The following is a 20,192-nucleotide window of genomic DNA, read 5'->3' as shown; positions in this document are numbered from 1 at the left end:
CTTCAACCGGCCAGCCGGTGAGCATTGGGAACATGGACACTGCCTGAGAACAGCCTGCGCGCGGTTCTGACCACCGACGCCCGGACGATGCTGGCATTGTGCCCGACGTAGGACAGGCCGACTTCGATGGCGCCACTGGGGTGTTCGAGCTTCACAGTGGTCAGACGCTTCTCATGGCGCTGGCCGAGCATGCGTTCCAGCACCGTGCCGTCGGTGACACAGGCGGTCGCCAAGCCGATCGAACCGGTAATGGCCAGTGCCGTGTGGCAATTGTGCGGCATGAAGTAGCGCACCTGCAGCGTACCGCCGGCCTGGGCCGGGGCAACCAGAACAGGCTTGGGAATGACTTTGTCGGTGACGTCACCCAGCCCCATCAGTTGCCCGGCGCGCAGGCGAAGGGTTTCCAGTTTGTGCAGGAAGTCCTTGTCGGCGTCGAGTTCAGCCGGGCTTTCGCTGCCGGTCTTGCCCAACTGAGCCGCTTCGACCAGCATCATCGGCATGGCCATGTCGATACAGGTGACGGGCACGTCGCCCAGCCAGTCCACCGTGGCACCGGTGGGAAACAGCTTGCCGGTCTTGCTGCCGGCGGCATCGAGAAAGGTCAGCCCCACCGGGGCGGCCGTACCGGGTACGCCGTCGATCGCGGTATCGCCTTCGTAGGTAACCTTGCCGTCGGGCGTGCACACATCGGCGCAGACGAACGTACCGGTATTGAGGTTGCGAATGCGTACCTGGGTCACGCCCGACTGCGCCTGGACCAGGCCTTGGTCGATGGCGAACGGGCCGACTGCGCAGAGCATGTTGCCGCAGTTGGGCGCGGTGTCCACGCGTCGTTGCGAAACCATCACCTGGACGAACAGGTAGTCCACGTCCGCGTCCGGGTGATCGGAGCGCGACACGATGGCCACCTTGCTGGTCTGCGGGCTGCCACCGCCAATGCCGTCGATCTCGAGCTCATGCCCCGAGCCCATCGCGTCCAGCAGCATCTCGTCGCGCTCGTCGGATCTGACCGGTAAATCGGACGCCAGAAACACTGGCCCTTTGGAGGTCCCGCCACGCATCAGTACGCAAGGAATCAGTTGCATAAGTCACGACTCTGGTAATCAATGGACGTCATTGATGTATTGGAGTGAAGATTTACACAGCTTGAATTGCTAGATCCAATGCAAAGATCGTAGCGATTATTCCATCAAACGAAATAAACAAGCGGCTGGAGCGTTCCGGCAGGGGAGAGCGAAATTCATGCAATATGAGCTGGTCGACATTCGATCATTCGTGAAAATCGCCGAAGTGGGCAGCTTTCACGAGGCGGCGGATCAGCTGCACATTTCTCAGCCGGCACTGACCCGGCGTATCAAGAAGCTTGAAGAAGGTCTGGGCACATCACTGCTCGACCGGACCACTCGCCGAGTCAGCCTGACCAGCGTCGGGCGCGACTTCCTGCCCAAGGCACGGCGCCTGCTCGACGATTTCGAAGACTCAATCCTCAACATCAAGGAGTTGGCCGAGCGGCAGGTAGGGCAGGTGACGTTGGCGTGCATTCCTACGGCGGCGTTCTATTTCCTGCCTTCGGTCATTCGTATCTACAACCAGCAATACCCGCAGATTCGCATCAGGCTTCTCGACCTGAGTGCCAACGAGGGCCTGGAAGCGGTGCTGCGCGGTGAAGCGGATTTCGGTATCAACATGATGAGCGGCCAGCATCCGGACATCGAGTTCCATGCCCTGGTCAAGGAGCCGTTCGTGCTGGCTTGCCGGCGCGACCATGAACTGGCGAGCCGCAAGTCGGTGAAGTGGACCGAGCTGGCCGGCCATCAACTGATCGGGGTGGGAAGGCTGAGCGGCAATCGCATGCTGCTCGACAACGCCCTGGCAGGCTTGCCCTGGCGCTTGAAGTGGTTCTACGAGGTGCAGCATCTGTCCACGTCGCTGGGCTTGGTGGAGGCCGGCTTGGGTATTTCAGTGATGCCCAGCCTGGCCATGCCGGCCGGGGAGCATCCCACCCTGGTGAGCGTACCGCTGATCGAACCGGTCGTGGACCGAACCCTGGGCCTGGTCACGCGACGGGGCAGCTCGCTGTCGCCCGCCGCCGAGAAGTTCGTCGCGATCTTGCTGGAGCAGTGGCCGCAATAAACACCTCGGCATGGGCAGCCCCGACAGAGCTAGAACTGGTACTTCACCAACAAACTCGCGGTGTCTTGGTCGGTAGTGAAAGAGCCGTCATCCTTGATGCCGTACTTGTCGGACCAATAGTCATATTCGACGCCGACGTACAAGTGCTTAGCTTCATAGCCCAGGCTTTTACCCAAGTCATACTTGATCTGCGGGTTGAAGTGCAGGTTGGCGTGGTAATCCGCCTGGCCATTGCCATGGCCGCTCTTGTTGTTCACCACCCAGTCGATGAAACCGTCGAACAACAGGTTCGAGTTGCCCAGCGGCAGGGTGTAGGACCAGGCCGGAGTGATCTGCCAGGCGCCTGACGGGACGCGGTTGCCATCGGGTTTGCGGTAGTAGAAGTTCAACTGGAAATAGTCGAAGCCGGGAATGGCCAGATCGAAGCCCGGACCTATCAGGTAAGCGTCTACGTCGTCATCGCCGAACTCGTAGGTAGTGGCCAGCAGTATGTCCTTCACCGGCCCGAACGACAGGTCCTGGCCCAGCAGCTTGCCGGCGCTGAAGCGCGGGCTGAACTCGCCATACAAACTGTAATTGCCGTTACCGGACCGGGCGCCGTTGTACCAACTGTTGTCGACGAAGGCGAACAGATCGCCCCACGTCCATGCGCTGGCATGTTCCAGTGTAATGGTTTGCTGGATGGCCGGATCGACGTTGTAATTCTTGCCATACAAATACGACACACTTTCGCCATGCCATAACAGTGGTCCTTGTGCATGAACGCTGCCTGCTCCCAGCAGACCCAACATGCACAGTGATGCTCCCCAAGCGTTTTTCATGTTTTACCCATCAATCAATGTTTTATTCAGAGCGCACCGGTATTGGTTGGACGCATGTCCAGGACCGGGCGCCGTATTGGTGGGCAGACCACGCAGTTCGATAGCTGAACCTGCACAAGGCGCAGGGGTGTAGCGCAATGGCGTCTTGAAAACCGAAACCGGTTGTACGACGCTTCTCGTTCAATCGCGGTCAATCGCGAAGGGTCCCCAGGCCTGGCGCACGGGGACCATTTCCAGGCGGTTGATATTGATGTGGGCGGGCAGTGTGGCGACGTGGAAAATCTGCTCGGCGATATCGTCCGCCGTCAGTGGGGTCGTGCCTTGATACACCTGGCCTGCAGCCTTCTCGTCGCCCTGGGTGCGTACCAGGGTGAATTCGGTTTCGGCGATGCCGGGGGCCACGTCGGTGACGCGTACGCCCGTGCTGAGCAAATCGCAGCGCAGGTTATAGGAAAACTGTTTGACGAACGCCTTGCTCGCGCCATACACGTGACTGCCGGGATAGGGGCATGCACCGGCGATCGAGCCAATGTTGATGATGCTGGCGCCGGCGCCGGTTTCCAACAGCGCCGGCAGGACCGCATGGGTGACATTGACCAGGCCGGTGACGTTGGTGTCGATCATGGTGTGCCAGTCGTCGAGGCTGGCCTGCTGCGCCGGCACGGGCGCCAGGGCCAGGCCGGCGTTGTTGATCAGCGCCGTCACGCGCTGGAAAGCCTCGGGCAAGCCGGTGACCACTGCGGCGACGGCCGCGGCATCGCGCACATCCATGGCGGCGACATGCACCGGCACGCGCGCACCCAGTTCATCCTGCAGGGCATGCAGGCGCTCCAGGCGCCGCCCGGTGAGAATCAGCGACCAACCCGCCCGGGCAAAACGACGGGCCGTTGCCCGGCCGAAACCGGACGTTGCTCCGGTGATGAAAACAGTACCGCTCATGTTGAAACCTCGACAGGTGAAAATCGGTCAACGTCGCTCTTCGCGAACATAGGGCTCACCCAGCGCGCCGGGCTGGCTGGCGCCCGCACGCTTGCTGGCGGCAACCCAGACCATGACCGCCAGGGTCACGGCATAGGGCGTCATCAGCATGAAATATTGCGGCAGTTGCACCCCGGCGGCGGCCAGTTGCGGAATCAATGCCTCGATGCTGCCGAACAGCAGGGCACCGGCGAAGGCGCGCCAGGGCGACCAGCGGGCGAAGATCACCAGCGCAATGGCGATCCAGCCACGGCCGCCGGTCATGTCGGCGATCCACATCTTGGTACTGAGCACGGCGATGAACCCACCGGCCAACCCCATCAGCGCACTGCCGGCCAGAATCGCGGCCAGTCGATAGCGCAGCACTGGCAGGCCCGCGGCATCGGCAGCCTGGGGGTTTTCGCCAACGGCCCGCAGCTTCAGCCCCGTGCGCGTTCGATTCAGAAACCAGACCACCGCGACAAAGATCAGCACGGTCAGGAACACCATCGGGTTCTGCCTGAACAGACCGCCGACCACGGGTAGCTCGCTCAATGGCCAGAGCTCCACGGCCTGCAAACCGCTGACCGGGCGATTGGTCCAGCCCAGCAGGGTGCCGAGCAGCCCGGTCAGGCCCTGGCAGAAAAACACCAGGGCCAGGCCGGCGATGACCTGGTTGATGCGCAGCACCAGCACCATCAGCGCGAACAGCAGCGAGACCGCACTGGCGGCAAGCATGGCGGCGAGCATCGACAGCCCCGGCAGGCCGAGCGTCAACTGCATGCCGATGCCTGCCAGGGCGCCGACCAGCATCATGCCTTCGGCGCCCAGGGCCAGCACGCCTGCGCGCTCGATGATGATCAAGCCCAGCGCCGCGAGGGCGAAGGGCACGGCAAATTCCGGAACGCTGCCCAGCCAGTAAGTCACCAGATCCATCACTGTTCTCCTGCCTGGATGCGCCGCAAACGGTGGCGTATGAAGAAGTCCGACGAGGCTACGCAGATCACCAGGATGGCCTGGATCAGCTGCACCATCGAAAAGGGCACCTGGTAGAACACCTGCAGGTTGCGCCCGGCGACGAACAGCATCGCCACCACGAGCGCGACCACGGCGGCCGCGAATGGGTTGTTGCGGGCCAGGAACGCAATGAGGATTCCGGAGAAGCCGTAGCCCTGGTAGAACGACTGGGTCAGCCGACCTTCCTGGCCCGCGCTGACGATGAAGCCTGCCACCCCGGCCAGAGCGCCGGAGAGCAACACGGTGCCGAGGATCATCCGCCGTACTGGGACGCCGACCGCACTGGCGACCTTGGGGTTGGCATCGACGAAGCGCAGGTACAGTCCGGCGCGCGATACGCTGATGAACCACACGGCCAGGGCCATGATGACCAGGGCGATGACGATCGCCACGTTGTAGCCGGCGAACAGGTCCGGCAGGCGTTCGAACGGCTGGAAGGCCGGTGAGTAGGGGAAGTTGTCCCGCGGGTCTTTCCAGCTGCCGTAGAGCAGGTGCAGCAGAAAGTTGGCGGCGATGTAGTTGAGCATCAGGGTCGAAATCACTTCGTTGACCTTCAGGCGCAACTTCAGCAGAACCGGAGCCAGGGTCCAGAGCATCGCGCAGGCGATGGCGGAAGCCATCATCAACGGCAGGCGCAATGCTTCGGGGCCGATCTGGAAGATCGAGACGGCCGCCGCGCCAATGCCACCCCAGATCATCTGGCCTTCCAGGCCCAGGTTCCAGAACCTGGCGCGGAATGCCAGGCAGCCAGCCATGCCGACCAGGATCATCGGCGCCGCCTGGAACAGCACGGCCTTGAAGTTGCCGGCGTCGAGCAGCGTCTGCCCGACGAACTCTTCCAGCAGCTGATCGGCCGGCACGCCCGCTGCCACCAGAATGGCTGTGCTCAAGGCCAGGCCGACGATCACCGCGAGGCCGATCACCAGGGCTTGGCCGCTCCAGCCCATCTGCTGGCGCAGCTCCAGGGTGTAGCGTCTGCCGAGCAGGGGTTGGCGTGGCGCCTTGGCCAGCGGTTGGGAGAGTTCAGTCATGGCTTACCATCGCTTTGCCAATGGCCTGGCGGTCTGCCGGGCAGTCGAATTCGGCGACGATGCGGCCGCCATTCATCACACCGATGCGATCGGCCAAGGCCATGACCTCGTCAAGGTCTTCGCTGATCACCAGCACGGCGGCCCCGGCGTCACGCGCGGCGCGCAGGCGTGCATGCACCGCCTGGCTCGCGCGCACGTCCAGGCCACGGCTGGGGCTATGCACCAGGATCAGCCGCGGATCACGGCTGAACTCGCGTGCGATCACCAGCTTCTGGGCGTTGCCGCCCGAGAGCAGCGCCGCTTTCTGCTGCAGCGAGCGCACACCCTGCACATCGAAATCGGCCACGGCCTGGGCGGCATCCTCCAGCAGGCGTTGGCCGCGCAAGCGCAGGAAGGAGCCGTAGCGCCCATCGTGCAATTGGCCGATGGCGAAGTTTTCCGCTACCGAAAGCGAGCCGGCCAGCGCGGCGCCGTATCGATCGGCAGGGATGGCAGCGATACGCAGGGCCCGACGCTGTGCCGCGCTGGCGTTGCGCAGGTCGCCGAAGGGCTGCAGATGGATATCCCCTTCGGTGGGCTGTTCAAGGCCCATCAGGGCATTGGCCAACTCGCCCTGGCCGTTGCCACCGACGCCGGCAATGCCGTAGATCTGCCCGGCGCAGAGCGTCATGTCGACACCCCGCAGCGCGCCGGTGCCGGCCACGCTGGTGAGGTTGCTGACCCGCAGCAACGGCTCGCCAGGCGTTGCCGGCAACACCGCGCCGTGGGGCGCCGACTCGCCCACCGTCAGGCGCACCAGTTCTTCGATGCTGATGCCCTGCGGGTCCAGGGTCTTTATCGTGCGGCCGCCGCGCATGACCGTGACCCGGTCGGCATAGCGTTTGACATCGGCCATTTTGTGCGTGACCAGCACCACGGCGGCGCCCTGGCGGGCAAAGGACTGCACGGTGCTCAACAAACGCTCGGCTTCGTGGTCGGTAAGCACGGCGGTCGGCTCATCGAGAATCAGGATGCGCGCCCCGGCCAGCAGCACCTTGAGGATTTCCACGCGCTGCTGCTCGGCCACCGACAGGGTCTCTACCACCTGGCGCGGATCGAGGACGAAGCCCAGTTCCTCGGCCTTGCTGGCGATGGTCTGTTCCAGCGCTGCAAGCCGCTTGCGATAGCTGCCTTCACCCGGTTGCTCGGGCAGGGCCAGCAGGATGTTCTGCGCCACGGTGAAGGGGCGCACCAGTTTGAAGTGCTGGTGAACCATGCCGATGCGGTGCCGGCTGGCATCCTTCGGGCTGTTGAGCCGCACGCTGTTATCGTCGATCAGCACGCTGCCGGTTTCCGGTGCGTACAGGCCTGCGGCAATGTTCATCAGGGACGACTTGCCGGCGCCGTTCTCGCCGAGCAGGGCATGCACCTCGCCCCAGCGTGCGCTGAAGTCGGCTTCGCTCAGCGCCTTGAAACCGTCGAACGACTTGCTGATACCGGTGAGTTGAAGCGCGTTGGCCTGGCTCATTTCTGCGTCTTCACGCCTTCGACGAACCAGTCCATTTTCCACAGGTCCGGATCGCTCATGACCTGGTCGGGAGCAAGCCGCTGTTGGCCATCGCGGTCGGCCATGGGGCCTTTGTAGAGGGTTTTCGTGCCCGCCAGCAGTTCAGCCCGGGCGGCTTCGATCTTCGCCCGATTCTCGGGGCTGATCGCGGCGTCCTTGGTCAGGCTGATATCGGTGCCGCCCTGCTGCATCGACAGCAACGCGCCGTTGGCCTCGGGTACCCAATTGCCCGCCATGATTTTCTTGATTTCAGGCGTAAGGAAGCGATCCCACACCCACATCGACGAGCACACCGTGGCTTTGGGCGCGAACTCGCTCAGATCCCGATGATGACCGGTGCCATGAATACCGCGCTCTTGTGCCACGATCTGCGGAGTAGGGCTGTCGACATGCTGGCCGATCACGTCGATGCCGTTGTCGATCAGCGCCATGGTCGCGGCGCGCTCCTTCACCGGGTCGTTCCACGCACCGGTGTAGATGACGGTGACCGTGGCGGCGGGATTGATTTGCTGAGCGCCCAGTTCGTACGCGTTGATGGTCCAGTTGACCTGGCCGAAGGGGTTGGCAGCAACGAAGCCCAGCTTGCCTGACTTCGACGCCGCCCCAGCCGCCATGCCGCACAGGTACTGGCTTTCGTAGGTGCGGCCGTAGAAGGATTCGAGATTGGCGGCGTTGGTGGTGCCCGAACCATTGAGGAAGGCTACCTCGGGGTATTTCTTCGCCAGCGCCAGGAAGGTGTCGGAGTAGCCGAATGCGGTGCCGATGATGATGTTGGCGCCGCGCGCGATCAGCCGGTCGACCACGGGGGTGACGGCCGCAGCGTTTTCAGGGACGCTTTCGACGTACTGGATTTTCTGATCCAGGCTTTTTTCCAGCTTGAGGCGAGCTTCGTCGAAAGCCTGGGTCCAGCCACCGTCGTTGCGTGGGCTGATGTAGACCATCGCGATCTTGGCCGGGCCCTTGAGGGTCAGGCCCTCGGCGTATGCCGCACTCCCTGTCCCGTAGGCCGAAGCGGCGAGCAGCATTCCTGGCAGCAGTGTCTTGAGCATGAGGCGCCTTCCTGAAATATGAGCGTGGGGCAGCAGGGCGCTGCCAGGGCCAGAAATCTGCCCTTGGCCGCCCGAAGCTCGAAAGCAGCATCCGTGCCATATCAGAAAAACGCTTGTTTAACAGTTGCTTGAGTTATTCATCCAGCTTAATTCAGAGCAGTTGGTCCGAAGTAGAGCACTTGGTTTGTGCGCTCGGCACGATTACGGGGCGCTCAGTTCGCCCTGGGTCGCACGCCATCGAGTATCAACCCGCGCAACCCCACCAGGACCTCTTCGAAGAACACCGGATCGTGCAAGGTCTTGCCGGTCACGGCCTCCACCTGGGTGCGGAAGTCGGCGTAGTGCTGGGTGGTCGCCCACAGCGAAAAGATGAAGTGGTGCGGGTTGACCGGCGCCAGTTGGCCCGTCGCGATCCAGTGCTCGATCACCGCAACCTTGGTGTCGACGGTTTCGCGCAGGGGCTGCTGCAGTTCACTGAGCATCAGCGGGGCACCCTGCATGATCTCCATGCAGAACAAGCGCGATTCCGCTGCGTGATCCCGGGACAGTTCGAGCTTGGCTTTTATATAGGCACCGATGGCCTCTACCGGGTTCTTGTCGGCAGTGAAGTACTGCAGGGGGCTCAGCCAGACCTCCAGCAACTGCCTGAGCACGCTCAGGTAAAGGTCGTCCTTGCTGGAAAAGTAGTACAGCAGATTGGTCTTGGACACGTCGGCCCGGGTGGCTACCTGATCAAGACTGCTGCCGTGCAGGCCATAGCGCGAGAACACATCCAATGCAGCGCCCAGTATCGCGGTGCGCTTGCTTTCCATCAGTTGCAGCCGGCGCTTGAGTGCCGCGGCGCTGGGCTCTCGGGTCGCCTTGACCACAGGCTTGGGCTTGACGTTGCGCGCGCGCTTGGCACGGGGCTCGTTGGCGGGTGGCTGTTCTTTCACGCGACTGGAACCTGCAGCTGGATGTAGGCGGCCATGATAGCGGGCGAATGTCTGCCGACGATACAGGCAGGGGAGCGGCGTGCATCGTTTTGCACCGGCAGCCGGAGAAACGCACAAACCAAGTGCTCTACTTCGGACCAATTGGTCCACAAATATGCCTGCTTAACTCATAAGCTTATGAAAAGCATAGCTTAATCAAACCTGGCCCGATCCCTGCTAAGTACCCTTTCATGCGCAACCTGTCCGGTGCGTAACGCTCATTACTCAGAGAGGGACCCACATGGATATCGGTGTTTTCACTCCTATTGGCAACAACGGCTGGCTGATTTCCGAAAACGCGCCGCAGTACCTGCCCACCTTCGAATTGAACAAGCAGATCGTGCAGAAGGCCGAGCACTATGGCTTCGACTTTGCGCTGTCGATGATCAAACTGCGCGGCTTCGGCGGCAAGACCGAGTTCTGGGAACACAACATGGAGTCGTTCACGCTGATGGCTGGCCTGGCCGCCGTGACCAGCAAGATCCAGTTGTTCGCCACCGTTGCCACCTTGACCATTCCGCCGGCCATCACCGCACGCATGGCGGCAACCATCGACTCGATTTCCAATGGCCGCTTCGGCGTCAATCTGGTCACCGGCTGGCAGAAACCGGAGTACGAACAGATGGGCCTGTGGCCCGGCGACGAGTTCTTCGGTACCCGCTACCAGTACCTGGGCGAATACGCGCAGGTACTGCGCGACCTCTGGAGTACCGGGCGCAGCGACTTCAAGGGTGAACATTTCACCATGCAGGACTGCCGTGTCAGCCCGCGTCCGCAGGCCGACATGAAGCTGATCTGCGCCGGCCAGAGCGAAGCGGGCATGGCCTTCTCGGCGCAATACGCCGACTACAACTTCTGCTTCGGCAAAGGCGTCAACACCCCGACCGCGTTCGCCCCCACCGCCCAGGCGCTGGTCGAGGCCAACAAGAAGACCGGGCGCCACGTGACCTCCTGCGTGCTGTTCATGATCATCGCCGCCGACAGCGACGAGGCGGCCCGCGCGCGCTGGGAGCACATCAAGGCCGGTGCCGACCAGGAAGCCATTGCCTGGCTGGGCGAGAAGGGCTCGGCAGACAAAAGTGCCAGCTCCAACCTGCGGCAGATGGCCGACCCCACCTCGGCGGTCAACATCAACATGGGCACCCTGGTCGGCTCGTGGGCCAATGTGGCACGCATGCTCGACGAAGTCGCCAGCGTGCCGGGCACCCAGGGCGTGATGCTGACGTTCGACGATTTCGTGCAAGGCATCGAAGACTTCGGGCAAAAGATACAGCCGCTGATGAGCAGCCGTCGCCATGTGCTGCGCACCCTGGAGGCCGTGTGATGAATACGCCCGCGAGCGTTTCCGGCGTGTCCCTGCCGCTGGACCCGCACCCCGCCCGTGAACTGCCCGCCCGCCCTGAAGCGCTGCGCATGAAAGCCAGCGAAACCGCGCTGGTGGTGGTCGACATGCAGAACGCCTACGCCACGCTGGGTGGCTACCTGGACCTGGCCGGCTTCGATGTGTCGAGCACGGGGCCGGTGATCGCCGCCATTCAGCGATCCATTTCGGCAGCCCGCGCCGCTGGCATCCCGGTGATTTTCTTCCAGAACGGCTGGGACCCGTCCTACGTCGAGGCCGGCGGGCCCGGCTCGCCCAACTGGCACAAGTCCAATGCGCTGAAAACCATGCGCAAGCGCCCCGAAATGCAAGGCCAGCTGCTGGCCAAGGGCGGTTGGGACTATGCCCTGGTCGACGAGCTCAAGCCCCAGCCGGGCGACATCGTAGTCGCGAAGACACGCTACAGCGGCTTCTTCAACTCCACCTTCGACAGCACGCTGCGCGCGCGCGGCATCCGCAACCTGGTGTTTACCGGCATTGCCACCAACGTGTGCGTCGAGTCGACCCTGCGCGACGGCTTCCATCTGGAGTACTTCGGCGTGGTGCTGGCCGATGCCACCCATCAGGCGGGCCCCGCATTCGCTCAGCAAGCCGCGTTGTTCAACATCGAAACCTTCTTCGGCTGGGTCTCCAGCGTCGATGACTTCTGCACCACCTTTGCCCCTGTCGGGCAACCCTCCTGAGGACGCACAGATGACCAAGCAATCGATTATCCCTGCAGGCACCGGCAAGCCCCTGGCGCCGTTCGTTCCGGGGTCGCTGGCCGATGGCGTGCTGTACGTCTCGGGCACCCTGCCGTTCGACAAGGACAACAACGTGGTGCACGTCGGTGACGCGGCAGCGCAGACCCGTCACGTGCTGGAGACCATCAAGGGTGTGGTGGAAACGGCTGGCGGTACCCTGGATGACGTGACCTTCAACATGATCATGATCCGCGACTGGGCCGACTACCCCAAGGTCAACGAGGTGTACGCCGAGTACTTCGCCGGTGAGAAACCTGCGCGTTATTGCATCCAGTGCGGTCTGGTCAAGCCCGATGCGCTGATCGAAATCGCCAGCATCGCTCACGTTGGCTGACGCTCAACCCGGAGGTTTCCATGCACCACTCCATTCAAGGTCGAAAGGACGCCAGCGCACCTACTTTGCTGCTCAGTTCCGGTCTCGGCGGCTCGGCCGGGTTCTGGGCCGGTGATCTGGCGCTGCTCGGCGAGCATTTCCGGGTCGTGACCTACGATCACGCCGGCACCGGGCGCAGCCCTGCGCAACTGCCCGAAGGCTACTGCATCGCGCACATGGCCGAAGAGCTGCTGGCACTGCTCGATGAACTCGACATCGAACAGTGCCATTTCATGGGCCATGCCCTGGGTGGACTGGTTGGGCTGGAACTGGCAGCGATGTGCCCGGAGCGGTTGAGCAGCCTGGTGCTGATCAACGCCTGGAGCAGCCCCAATCCGCACAGCGCCCGTTGTTTTGCGGTACGCAAGAACCTGCTGCGCCACTGCGGCGCGCAGGCTTACGTACAAGCGCAGGCGTTGTTCCTGTATCCCGCCGACTGGATCGCCAGCAACGGCGCGCGTCTGGCCGAAGACGAGGCCCATGCTCTGGCCCACTTTCCCAGCCATGACAACCTGCTGCGGCGGATCAACGCGCTGGAAACCTTCGACATCGAATCGCGGCTGCAAGGCATTCACACGCCCACGCTGCTGATCGCCAACAGGGACGACATGCTGGTGCCGTGGCAGCGTTCCCGGCACCTGGCCGATCGGCTGCCCAATGCCACGCTGGTGGTACTCGAATACGGCGGGCACGCGTCAAGCGTCAGCGACCCGCAACCCTTCCATCATGCTGTGCTGGACTACTTTCAAGGACTTTCACTATGACCGTGCCTCATTCGCTTCCCGTCGAGCGTCAAGCCTTCCGTGACGCCATGGCCGGCCTGGCCGCCGCCGTGAACGTCATCACCACCGACGGCCCCCATGGGCGCGCGGGTTTCACTGCCACGGCGGTGTGCAGCGTGACCGACCAGCCGCCGACGCTGCTGGTGTGCATCAATCGCACTGCATCGGTGTACGAATCGTTCACGGGCAACGGCACGGTGTGCGTCAACACCCTGGGCAATGGCCAGCAAGCCTTGTCCAATGCCTTTGGCGGCAAGACGCCCCAGGCGCAGCGCTTCGAGGGCGGCTGCTGGAGCCAGGGGGTCACCGGTGCGCCGATACTGGAAGGTGCCAAGCTGTCTTTCGACTGCAAGATCACCAGCAGTACCAGCGTCGGTACCCACGACATTCTGGTGTGCGAAGTACTGGATATCCGCCAGCAGGACGAAGCCGATGTGCTGGTCTACTTCGCTCGGCGTTATCACGAGCTGGCCGGCACCCAGGCCAGCGCCTGAACGCAGTGGTCAGTCAGGCTTGCTCATCAACATGAACAGGCGAAACAACACCACGCTGGGCAGCAGCTGCAGGAAGCTGTTGACGCTGTCCACCAGCAGCCGCACCAGCGTGGGCTGGGTGTCGGTCCAGGCCATGGCGCTCAGGCCGTCGAGCAGCCACAGCGGGATCATGATCGCCAGCAGGGTGAACAGGATCGGCCAGAACTTGCCCTTGGTCATGTCGAAGCTTTCGCGCATGGCCTGCAAGGGGGTGATGTTGCGCAGCACCAGCAGGTATTCCGAGAACGACAGCTTGATCATCAGGTACAGGCCCGGCAGCACGAACAGCCACATGCCGAACATGATCAGCAGTGTGCTGAGGGCAGCCATCAGGGCGAAGCGTGGCCACAGGTGCAAGGCCTTGCCCAGCAGGTGCCGACCCTGCGGCTCGTAGCCGTCGGTGCGGGCGTCGAGAAACAGGATCAGTGCGGCGGTGTACAGCGGGTAGAACAGCAAGCCCACCGCCACGTCGTACATGACGGTGGCGTCGGGGCCACTGGCGCGCGCCACCAGTTCGCGCGCCAGGGCCTCGCAGACCACCAGCGGCAGGCACAGGCGCAGAATCGCCCACAGGTTGATGCGGAAGAAATAGAACGAGTCGCGCAATACGATCAGCGGGTTCATGGGGCCGGGTCACAGGTCAAAAAGCAGGTCGACACTTTAGCCGATGGTGGCGCTTTTCAACACCCGGCCCGCAGGCTGCGAACGGCGGCAACGGGGGAGGGTGAACAAAGTTTAATCGCGGCCGGTCATTGAAAGGCGGGGCGCCAGCCCCATCATTGAAGCAGAACCGACGCACTGTGCGCCGGCTGTACCCATTTTGTGGGCAATCGAGCGAGGTCGCCATGAACACTGATGAACAAAGCTTGATCGACGGTCTGTTCACCCGCCTCCAGCAGGCCGAAAAAGATGGCAGTGCGCGTGATGCGCAGGCTGACGAACGCATCAAGGGGCATGTGGCCGCCCAGCCGGCCGCGCCTTATTACATGGCGCAGGCGATCCTGGTCCAGGAAGCGGCGATCAAGCGCCTGAGCGAGCAGAACCAACAGCTGCAGACCGAATTGCAACAGGCGCGTAGCCAATCGGCAGCACCGGCACAGCAGGGCGGTGGTGGTTTCCTGTCGAGCATTTTCGGCGGCGGCACTCGCGATGCACAGCAGCCTGCGCGGGCAGTGCAGCCGCAGGGCAATGGCTGGCGCGAGCCGGCCCGCCAGGCGCCGGCGTACCAGCCACCGCCACAGCAGAACTACGCCGCCCCAGGTGCTCAGGCGCCGGCCGCAGGTGGCGGTTTCATGCGCGGCGCCCTGCAGACGGCCGCGGGTGTGGCCGGTGGTGTGATGCTGGCGCAGGGCATCAGCAGTCTGTTTCATCACGACAATCCGCAGGAGGTCGTCGAGGTGATCAAGGAAGAGCCCGCCCAGGCCAGCGACGGCGGTGGCTGGAACGAAAGCGGCGATGCCCAACAGGTCAGCAATGACAGCTGGAATGAACAGGGTGGTTTGGCGGATGCCGGTTATGACAGCGGCGATGACGGCGGCTTCATGTCCGAGGATGATGATTTCGTGTAAAGGCCGAGGGCCTCTTCGCGGGCAGAGGGCTCGTCGACCTGCCTTTACATTGTTCGGTGGACCTCATGGCCTCTTCGCGGGCAGAGCCCCGCTCCCACAGGGTTGCGTGCGATCCTGTGGGAGCGGGGCTCTGCCCGCGAAGAGGCAGGCACAGTCACCCCCATCCTTGCCCCAACACTGGCATACTGGCTATCCAGAAGCTCAGGCGCCCAGCGCGACGAGGAAGTGCGGTGAAGAAGATCGCGGTGTTCGCCGATGTACAGAACCTTTACTACACCGTGCGCCAGGCCTACGGCTGCCATTTCAACTATGCCGCGCTGTGGGCCGACATCGGCCAGCGTGGGCAGATCGTCGAAGCCTATGCCTACGCCATCGACCGTGGCGACAGCAAGCAGCAGCAATTCCAGCAGATCCTGCGCAACCTCGGCTTCACGGTCAAACTCAAGCCCTATATCCAGCGCAGCGATGGCTCGGCCAAGGGCGACTGGGACGTGGGCATCACCATTGATATCATGGACGCCGCCGATCACGTCGACGAAATCGTGCTTGCCTCGGGCGACGGCGACTTCGACCTGCTGCTCGACCGCATCATCGGCAAGCACGGCGTCGAGGCCGTCGCCTATGGAGTTCCAGGCCTGACCGCCAATTCACTGATCCGCGCCGCCACCCGCTACGTGCCCATCGAAGGCGCGTTGCTGCTGAAGAACTGAGGTTTCACCGCTTTGGAACGCATTGCTGTCATCGACTTCGAAACCACTGGCATCTCGCCGAACATGGGCTGCCGCGCTACGGAAATTGCCGTGGTCATGCTCGAGCGCGGCGAAATCGTCGGGCGCTACCAGAGCCTGATGAACGCCGGCCTGCCCGTGCCTGGCTTCGTTGCCAGCCTCACCGGCATCACCACGGCCATGGTACGCAAGGCACCACCGGCCGCCGAGGTCATGGCCGAAGTGGCCGAGTTCGTCGGCAGCACGCCGTTGCTTGCGCACAATGCTTCCTTCGACCAGAAGTTCTGGGACCACGAGCTGAGCCTGCTGCGCCGGGCACGGGTGCAGAGTTTCGCCTGCTCGATGCTGATGGCCCGGCGCCTGTTCCCTGGCGCGCCGAATCACAAGCTGGGCACCTTGACCCAGTGGGCGAAACTGCCACACACCGGCCAGGCTCACCGGGCCATGGCCGACGCCGAGATGGCCGCCAACCTGACCCAGCACCTGGCGCTGGAACTGCGCGAACGCCACGGGCTGGCCGAGGTGTCCCATGGGTTGTTCTGCACGCTGCAGAAAGTGCCGATGGCGAAGATGCGCGAGGTGTTGCAGAAGCATCGGATGGGCTAGGGCTGGAGGGCCTCTTCGCGGGTAGAAGGGAGTGCCGCCCGCGCCGTTCCCATCAGGAAAGAATAAAAACACACCATGGATGACCTTTGAAATGCCTGCCAAGTCCCGCTTCCCCCTGCTGCTTATCGGCGCTTTTCTGGCCCTGTACTTCGTCTGGGGCTCGACGTACCTGTTCATCCGTATCGGCGTCGAGTCCTGGCCACCGTTGCTGATGGCCGGGGTGCGCTTTCTCATCGCCGGAACCCTGCTGTACAGCTTCCTGCGCCTGCGCGGGGCGCCCAACCCCAGCTGGCCGCAATGGCGCGCAGCCGGGTGCGTGGGCATCCTGCTGCTCAGTTGCGGCAATGGTGGGGTCACGGTCGCCGAGCACGCCGGGGTGTCCTCCGGCGTGGCGGCGCTGGCCGTGGCCACCGTGCCGCTGTTCACCCTGTTCTTCGGCCTGTTTCGCGGCCAGCGCAATACTCGTCTGGAGTGGGCCGGCATCGTCCTCGGGCTGATTGGCATTGGTCTGCTCAACCTGGGTTCCAACCTGCAGGCCAGCCCGCTGGGCGCCACCTTGCTGATTTTCGCAGCGGCCGCCTGGGCCTTTGGCTCGGTGTGGAGCCGCAGCCTGCCATTGCCCCAGGGCGCCATGGCAGCAGCGGCGGAAATGCTCATCGGCGGCGCGGTGCTGCTGCTCGGCAGCCTGATTTCCGGCGAGCGCCTGCAGCAATGGCCGACCGCCGCCGGCTGGGGCGCGCTGGCCTACCTGGTGTTCTTCGGTTCGATCGTGGCCTTCAGTGCCTATATGTACCTGCTCAAGCACGTGCGCCCGGCAGCCGCCACCAGTTATGCATACGTCAACCCTGCAGTGGCCGTGCTGCTGGGCATTCTCTTCGCCGGCGAGCACATCGGCGTCGAGGAGTGCGTGGCGATGGCGGTGATCATCGGTGCGGTGGTGTTGATCGGGGTACCGCAATGGCGCAAGGCGAAAGCGCTGCCGACAGGGTAAACTGCCGGCCATTGCGAAACATCTTCTGACGGTAGACCCATGACATTCGCCACCCTTGGCCTGATCGAACCCCTGCAGCGCGCCCTTGAAACGCTTGGCTACCAGACGCCGACCCCGGTGCAGACCCAAGCCATTCCGGCAGTGCTGGCCGGCCGCGACCTGATGGCTGCGGCCCAGACCGGCACCGGCAAGACCGCCGGTTTCGCCCTGCCATTGCTGCAGTTGCTGGCCATGGAAGGGCCCAAGGTGGCGAGCAATTCGGTGCGCGCGCTGGTGCTGTGCCCCACGCGCGAGCTGGCCGAGCAGGTCCATGCCAATATCGTCGAGTACGGCGAGCACCTGCCGTTGAGCACTTATGCCGTGTACGGCGGGGTCAGCATCAATCCGCAGATGATGAAACTGCGCAAGGGCGTCGACCTGTTGGTGGCGACGCCTGGGCGTCTGCTCGATCTGTATCGGCAGAACGCGGTCAAGTTTTCCCAGCTGCAGACCCTGGTGCTGGATGAAGCGGATCGCATGCTCGACCTGGGCTTTTCCGAGGAGCTGCGCGACATCTATGCGGCCTTGCCGAAGAAGCGTCAGACCTTGCTGTTCTCGGCGACCTTTTCCGATGCCATTCGCTTGCTCGCCGGGCAGATGCTCAACGACCCGCTGAGCATCGAAGTCAGCCCGCGCAACGTGGCGGCCAGCTCGGTGCAGCAGTGGATCGTGCCGGTGGACAAGAAGCGCAAGGCCGAGCTGTTCTGCCATCTGTTGAAGAAGCAGCGCTGGAAACAGGTGCTGGTGTTCGCCAAGACCCGTAACGGCGTCGACGCGTTGGTCGAGAAGCTGCAAGGTCTGGGTGTCAACGCTGATGGCATCCACGGCGACAAGCCCCAGGCCACGCGCCAGCGCGCGCTGGATCGCTTCAAGGCCTCGGAGGTGCAGATCCTGGTGGCCACCGATGTTGCCGCGCGCGGCCTGGACATCGAAGACCTGCCGTTGGTGGTCAACTTCGACCTGCCCATCGTCGCCGAAGACTACATTCACCGCATCGGTCGCACCGGTCGCGCCGGGGCCACCGGTGAGGCTATCTCGCTGGTCTGCGCCGACGAAGTGCAGTTGCTGTCGGCCATCGAAACGCTCACCCGGCAGACGCTGAAGCGCGTCGACGAGCCTGACTTCGTGCCCGACCACCGCGTGCCGGACACCGATGCCAGCGGCCAGGTGGTGAAGAAACCGAAAAAGCCGAAGAAGCCCAAGGTCAGTGGCAGCAAGAAGAACCTGGGCAAGTGGGTCGACAGCGGTGACTCACCGGTGGATGCGGTGCCGGTGGTCAAGCCAGTGCGCAAGGTCCCGGTGTTCAATACCGGGCCGCGCAAGCGCAAGCCTTGAGGTGTGTGGGGGGCTGAGGGCCTCTTCGTGGGCGGAGGGCTCTCACATTGTGTGGTGTGACTGATGGCCTCTTCGCGGGCAGAGCCCGCTCCCACAGGTTAAAGAGAATGCTGACCCTGTGGGAGCGGGGCTCTGCCCGCGAAGAGGCCCTAGAGGCAAACATCACCCCCGAGCCAGCCACTCCAGCACGCCATCCGCCGCGCGCCGCCCGCTGGCGAAACAGGCTGTCAGCAGATAGCCGCCGGTAGGCGCTTCCCAGTCCAGCATTTCACCCGCGCAGAAGGTGCCTGGCACAGCGTTGAGCATCAGGTGCCGATCCAGCCCTTGCAAGTCCACACCGCCCGCCGTGCTGATGGCCTCGTCCAGCGGCCGCGCGCGCACCAGTGTCAGCGGCAGGGCCTTGATCGCCAAGGTCAGCGCATCGAGGTCGGCAAAGGCTTGCGCATCGGTCAGCTCCCGCAGGAGGCCGGCCTTCACTCCTTCCAGGCCCAGTTGCCCCTGCAGGTGCCGGGCCATGCTTTTAGAGCCCCGCGGCTTGTGCAACGCGGCCCGAACCTTATCCACAGGACGGTCCGGCAGCAGGTCCAGATGCAGGGTCGCTTTGCCTGTGCGGTTGATCGCCTCGCGAATCCCGGCTGACAGTGCATACACCAAACTGCCTTCCACCCCCGTTTCGGTCAGCACGAATTCACCCCTGCGCGAGGGCTCGCCAGCCAGCCCGAGGGCAACGTTCTTCAACGGTGCGCCGGCGAACTTCTCCAGCAGCAGCGCGCTCCAGCCCGGCACTTCGAAGCCGCAGTTGGAGGGTTGCAGCGGCTTGATCGGTACACCGCGATCATGCAGCCACGGCACCCAGGCGCCGTCGGAACCCAGCCGCGCCCAACTGGCGCCACCCAACGCCAACACCGTGGCATGCGCAGGTATGGCCAACTCGCCTTGTGGATTGGCGATGCGCAAGCTGCCGTCGGCGTTCCAGCCCAGCCAGCGGTGGCGGGTGTGGATAACCACGCCGGACTCGCGCAGGCGCTTGAGCCAGGCCCGCAGCAACGGTGCGGCCTTCATGTCGGCGGGGAACACCCGCCCGGAGGTGCCGACGAAGGTGTCGATACCCAGGCCATGAATCCATTCGCGCAGCCGTTGCCCATCGAATGGGTCCAGCCATGCTCGAACGTCCTGCGCACGTTCCGCATACCGCGAAACGAAAGCCGGGTAGGGCTCGGAATGGGTGATGTTCATGCCGCCGACGCCTGCCAGGAGGAATTTGCGGCCCACCGAGGGCATGCCGTCGTAGACGTCGACGGCCACGCCGGCAAGGCTCAGCACTTCGGCGGCCATCAGGCCTGCTGGGCCGCCGCCGATCACGGCGACGCGAGGGGAGGAAGAGTGCATGTAAGCGGATCGACAGGGAAAGAACGAGAATTCTACACGGCTCGTTCCGCTCCTGTATCCACAGGCGGCGCTGATCAAAATGTGATCACATCACTGAAAGCCCCACAGCGCAAGGCCTGCAGCCTGTTTTGCGCAGGTTATCCACATGCGGTTGCACAGCGGATGTGGGTAACTGGCGCGTGCGCGTGCAAAACCG

General features: G+C 63.5%; 21 protein-coding genes. 11 read left to right on the top strand and 10 right to left on the bottom strand.

Features of this window, described 5'->3' with window-relative positions:
* Window positions 1–2 precede the first annotated feature (2 nt).
* Window positions 3–1,085 (bottom strand): 4-oxalomesaconate tautomerase, encoded by a 1,083-nt coding sequence (locus IFU31_RS08205; RefSeq protein ID WP_185795158.1) that lies wholly within the window; start codon window positions 1,083–1,085, stop codon window positions 3–5.
* 157 nt (window positions 1,086–1,242) lie between these two features.
* Here IFU31_RS08205 and IFU31_RS08200 point away from each other — a divergent pair, with 157 nt between their 5' ends.
* The gene (locus IFU31_RS08200) at window positions 1,243–2,133 is read left to right on the top strand and encodes a LysR family transcriptional regulator (RefSeq protein ID WP_043192710.1); all 891 of its coding nucleotides are present in this window, start codon (window positions 1,243–1,245) and stop codon (window positions 2,131–2,133) included.
* 29 nt (window positions 2,134–2,162) lie between these two features.
* Here the strand turns inward: IFU31_RS08200 and IFU31_RS08195 are convergent, their stop codons facing one another.
* From IFU31_RS08195 to rutR, 7 genes are all read right to left on the bottom strand, one after another.
* Window positions 2,163–2,954, bottom strand: coding sequence for an outer membrane protein OmpK (locus IFU31_RS08195; RefSeq protein WP_197979602.1), 792 nt, complete (start codon window positions 2,952–2,954; stop codon window positions 2,163–2,165).
* Between the two features lie 180 nt (window positions 2,955–3,134).
* On the bottom strand, window positions 3,135–3,893 hold the full coding sequence (locus IFU31_RS08190; protein ID WP_122475465.1) for an SDR family NAD(P)-dependent oxidoreductase: 759 nt from the start codon (window positions 3,891–3,893) through the stop codon (window positions 3,135–3,137).
* 27 nt (window positions 3,894–3,920) lie between these two features.
* On the bottom strand, window positions 3,921–4,847 hold the full coding sequence (locus tag IFU31_RS08185) for an ABC transporter permease (protein ID WP_192102686.1): 927 nt from the start codon (window positions 4,845–4,847) through the stop codon (window positions 3,921–3,923).
* A complete protein-coding gene (locus tag IFU31_RS08180) occupies window positions 4,847–5,959 on the bottom strand; it encodes an ABC transporter permease (RefSeq protein WP_192102685.1) in 1,113 nt (370 codons plus the stop codon). Before IFU31_RS08180 ends, IFU31_RS08185 begins: the two co-directional genes overlap by 1 nt.
* Window positions 5,952–7,466, bottom strand: coding sequence for an ABC transporter ATP-binding protein (locus IFU31_RS08175; protein ID WP_192102684.1), 1,515 nt, complete (start codon window positions 7,464–7,466; stop codon window positions 5,952–5,954). Before IFU31_RS08175 ends, IFU31_RS08180 begins: the two co-directional genes overlap by 8 nt.
* Window positions 7,463–8,554 (bottom strand): BMP family ABC transporter substrate-binding protein, encoded by a 1,092-nt coding sequence (locus IFU31_RS08170; RefSeq protein WP_185795164.1) that lies wholly within the window; start codon window positions 8,552–8,554, stop codon window positions 7,463–7,465. Before IFU31_RS08170 ends, IFU31_RS08175 begins: the two co-directional genes overlap by 4 nt.
* A gap of 212 nt (window positions 8,555–8,766) precedes the next feature.
* Window positions 8,767–9,489 carry an HTH-type transcriptional regulator RutR gene (rutR, locus tag IFU31_RS08165; protein ID WP_122795434.1) on the bottom strand — a complete coding sequence of 241 codons (723 nt, stop codon included), beginning with the start codon at window positions 9,487–9,489 and terminating at the stop codon, window positions 8,767–8,769.
* Window positions 9,490–9,769: 280 nt separating this feature from the next.
* Here rutR and rutA point away from each other — a divergent pair, with 280 nt between their 5' ends.
* From rutA to rutF, 5 genes are read left to right on the top strand one after another with little or no spacing between them, the layout of a single operon-like run.
* Entirely contained in the window at window positions 9,770–10,852 is a 1,083-nt protein-coding gene (rutA, locus tag IFU31_RS08160) for a pyrimidine utilization protein A (RefSeq protein ID WP_122475453.1), read from the top strand.
* Window positions 10,852–11,592 carry a pyrimidine utilization protein B gene (gene rutB / locus IFU31_RS08155; RefSeq protein WP_192102683.1) on the top strand — a complete coding sequence of 247 codons (741 nt, stop codon included), beginning with the start codon at window positions 10,852–10,854 and terminating at the stop codon, window positions 11,590–11,592. The genes rutA and rutB overlap by 1 nt, the downstream gene beginning before the upstream one ends.
* A gap of 10 nt (window positions 11,593–11,602) precedes the next feature.
* Window positions 11,603–11,986 carry a pyrimidine utilization protein C gene (gene rutC, locus IFU31_RS08150; protein ID WP_122475450.1) on the top strand — a complete coding sequence of 128 codons (384 nt, stop codon included), beginning with the start codon at window positions 11,603–11,605 and terminating at the stop codon, window positions 11,984–11,986.
* A 20-nt stretch (window positions 11,987–12,006) separates the two neighbouring features.
* Window positions 12,007–12,789: a pyrimidine utilization protein D gene (gene rutD, locus IFU31_RS08145; RefSeq protein WP_192102682.1), complete on the top strand. Its 783-nt coding sequence runs from the start codon at window positions 12,007–12,009 to the stop codon at window positions 12,787–12,789.
* Complete coding sequence (rutF, locus tag IFU31_RS08140) at window positions 12,786–13,301, top strand: NADH-dependent FMN reductase RutF (protein WP_192054811.1); 516 nt, start codon at window positions 12,786–12,788, stop codon at window positions 13,299–13,301. Before rutD ends, rutF begins: the two co-directional genes overlap by 4 nt.
* 9 nt (window positions 13,302–13,310) lie before the next feature.
* Here rutF and IFU31_RS08135 read toward each other — a convergent pair whose 3' ends face one another.
* Window positions 13,311–13,964 (bottom strand): YciC family protein, encoded by a 654-nt coding sequence (locus IFU31_RS08135; protein WP_122475444.1) that lies wholly within the window; start codon window positions 13,962–13,964, stop codon window positions 13,311–13,313.
* Between the two features lie 221 nt (window positions 13,965–14,185).
* On the opposite strand from IFU31_RS08135, the gene IFU31_RS08130 reads away from it, so the two are divergent.
* The 5 genes from IFU31_RS08130 (at window position 14,186) to IFU31_RS08110 (ending at window position 18,607) form a co-directional block, all read left to right on the top strand.
* Window positions 14,186–14,908, top strand: coding sequence for a DUF2076 domain-containing protein (locus IFU31_RS08130; RefSeq protein ID WP_185795168.1), 723 nt, complete (start codon window positions 14,186–14,188; stop codon window positions 14,906–14,908).
* 230 nt (window positions 14,909–15,138) lie between these two features.
* Window positions 15,139–15,618: a LabA-like NYN domain-containing protein gene (locus IFU31_RS08125; RefSeq protein ID WP_043192734.1), complete on the top strand. Its 480-nt coding sequence runs from the start codon at window positions 15,139–15,141 to the stop codon at window positions 15,616–15,618.
* Window positions 15,619–15,630: 12 nt separating this feature from the next.
* Window positions 15,631–16,242, top strand: a complete 612-nt coding sequence (locus IFU31_RS08120; RefSeq protein WP_192054806.1) for a 3'-5' exonuclease — start codon at window positions 15,631–15,633, stop codon at window positions 16,240–16,242.
* 91 nt (window positions 16,243–16,333) lie between these two features.
* Window positions 16,334–17,233 carry a drug/metabolite exporter YedA gene (gene yedA, locus IFU31_RS08115; RefSeq protein ID WP_122475725.1) on the top strand — a complete coding sequence of 300 codons (900 nt, stop codon included), beginning with the start codon at window positions 16,334–16,336 and terminating at the stop codon, window positions 17,231–17,233.
* Between the two features lie 39 nt (window positions 17,234–17,272).
* Window positions 17,273–18,607 (top strand): DEAD/DEAH box helicase, encoded by a 1,335-nt coding sequence (locus IFU31_RS08110; RefSeq protein ID WP_185795171.1) that lies wholly within the window; start codon window positions 17,273–17,275, stop codon window positions 18,605–18,607.
* 162 nt (window positions 18,608–18,769) lie between these two features.
* Here the strand turns inward: IFU31_RS08110 and IFU31_RS08105 are convergent, their stop codons facing one another.
* Complete coding sequence (locus IFU31_RS08105; protein ID WP_192102681.1) at window positions 18,770–19,996, bottom strand: TIGR03862 family flavoprotein; 1,227 nt, start codon at window positions 19,994–19,996, stop codon at window positions 18,770–18,772.
* Window positions 19,997–20,192: the final 196 nt, after the last annotated feature.

The sequence above is a fragment of the Pseudomonas sp. CFBP 13602 genome (assembly GCF_014842725.1).
GTDB classification, from domain to species: Bacteria; Pseudomonadota; Gammaproteobacteria; order Pseudomonadales; family Pseudomonadaceae; genus Aquipseudomonas; species Aquipseudomonas baltica.
This window is presented reverse-complemented; position numbering and strand designations above follow the sequence as displayed.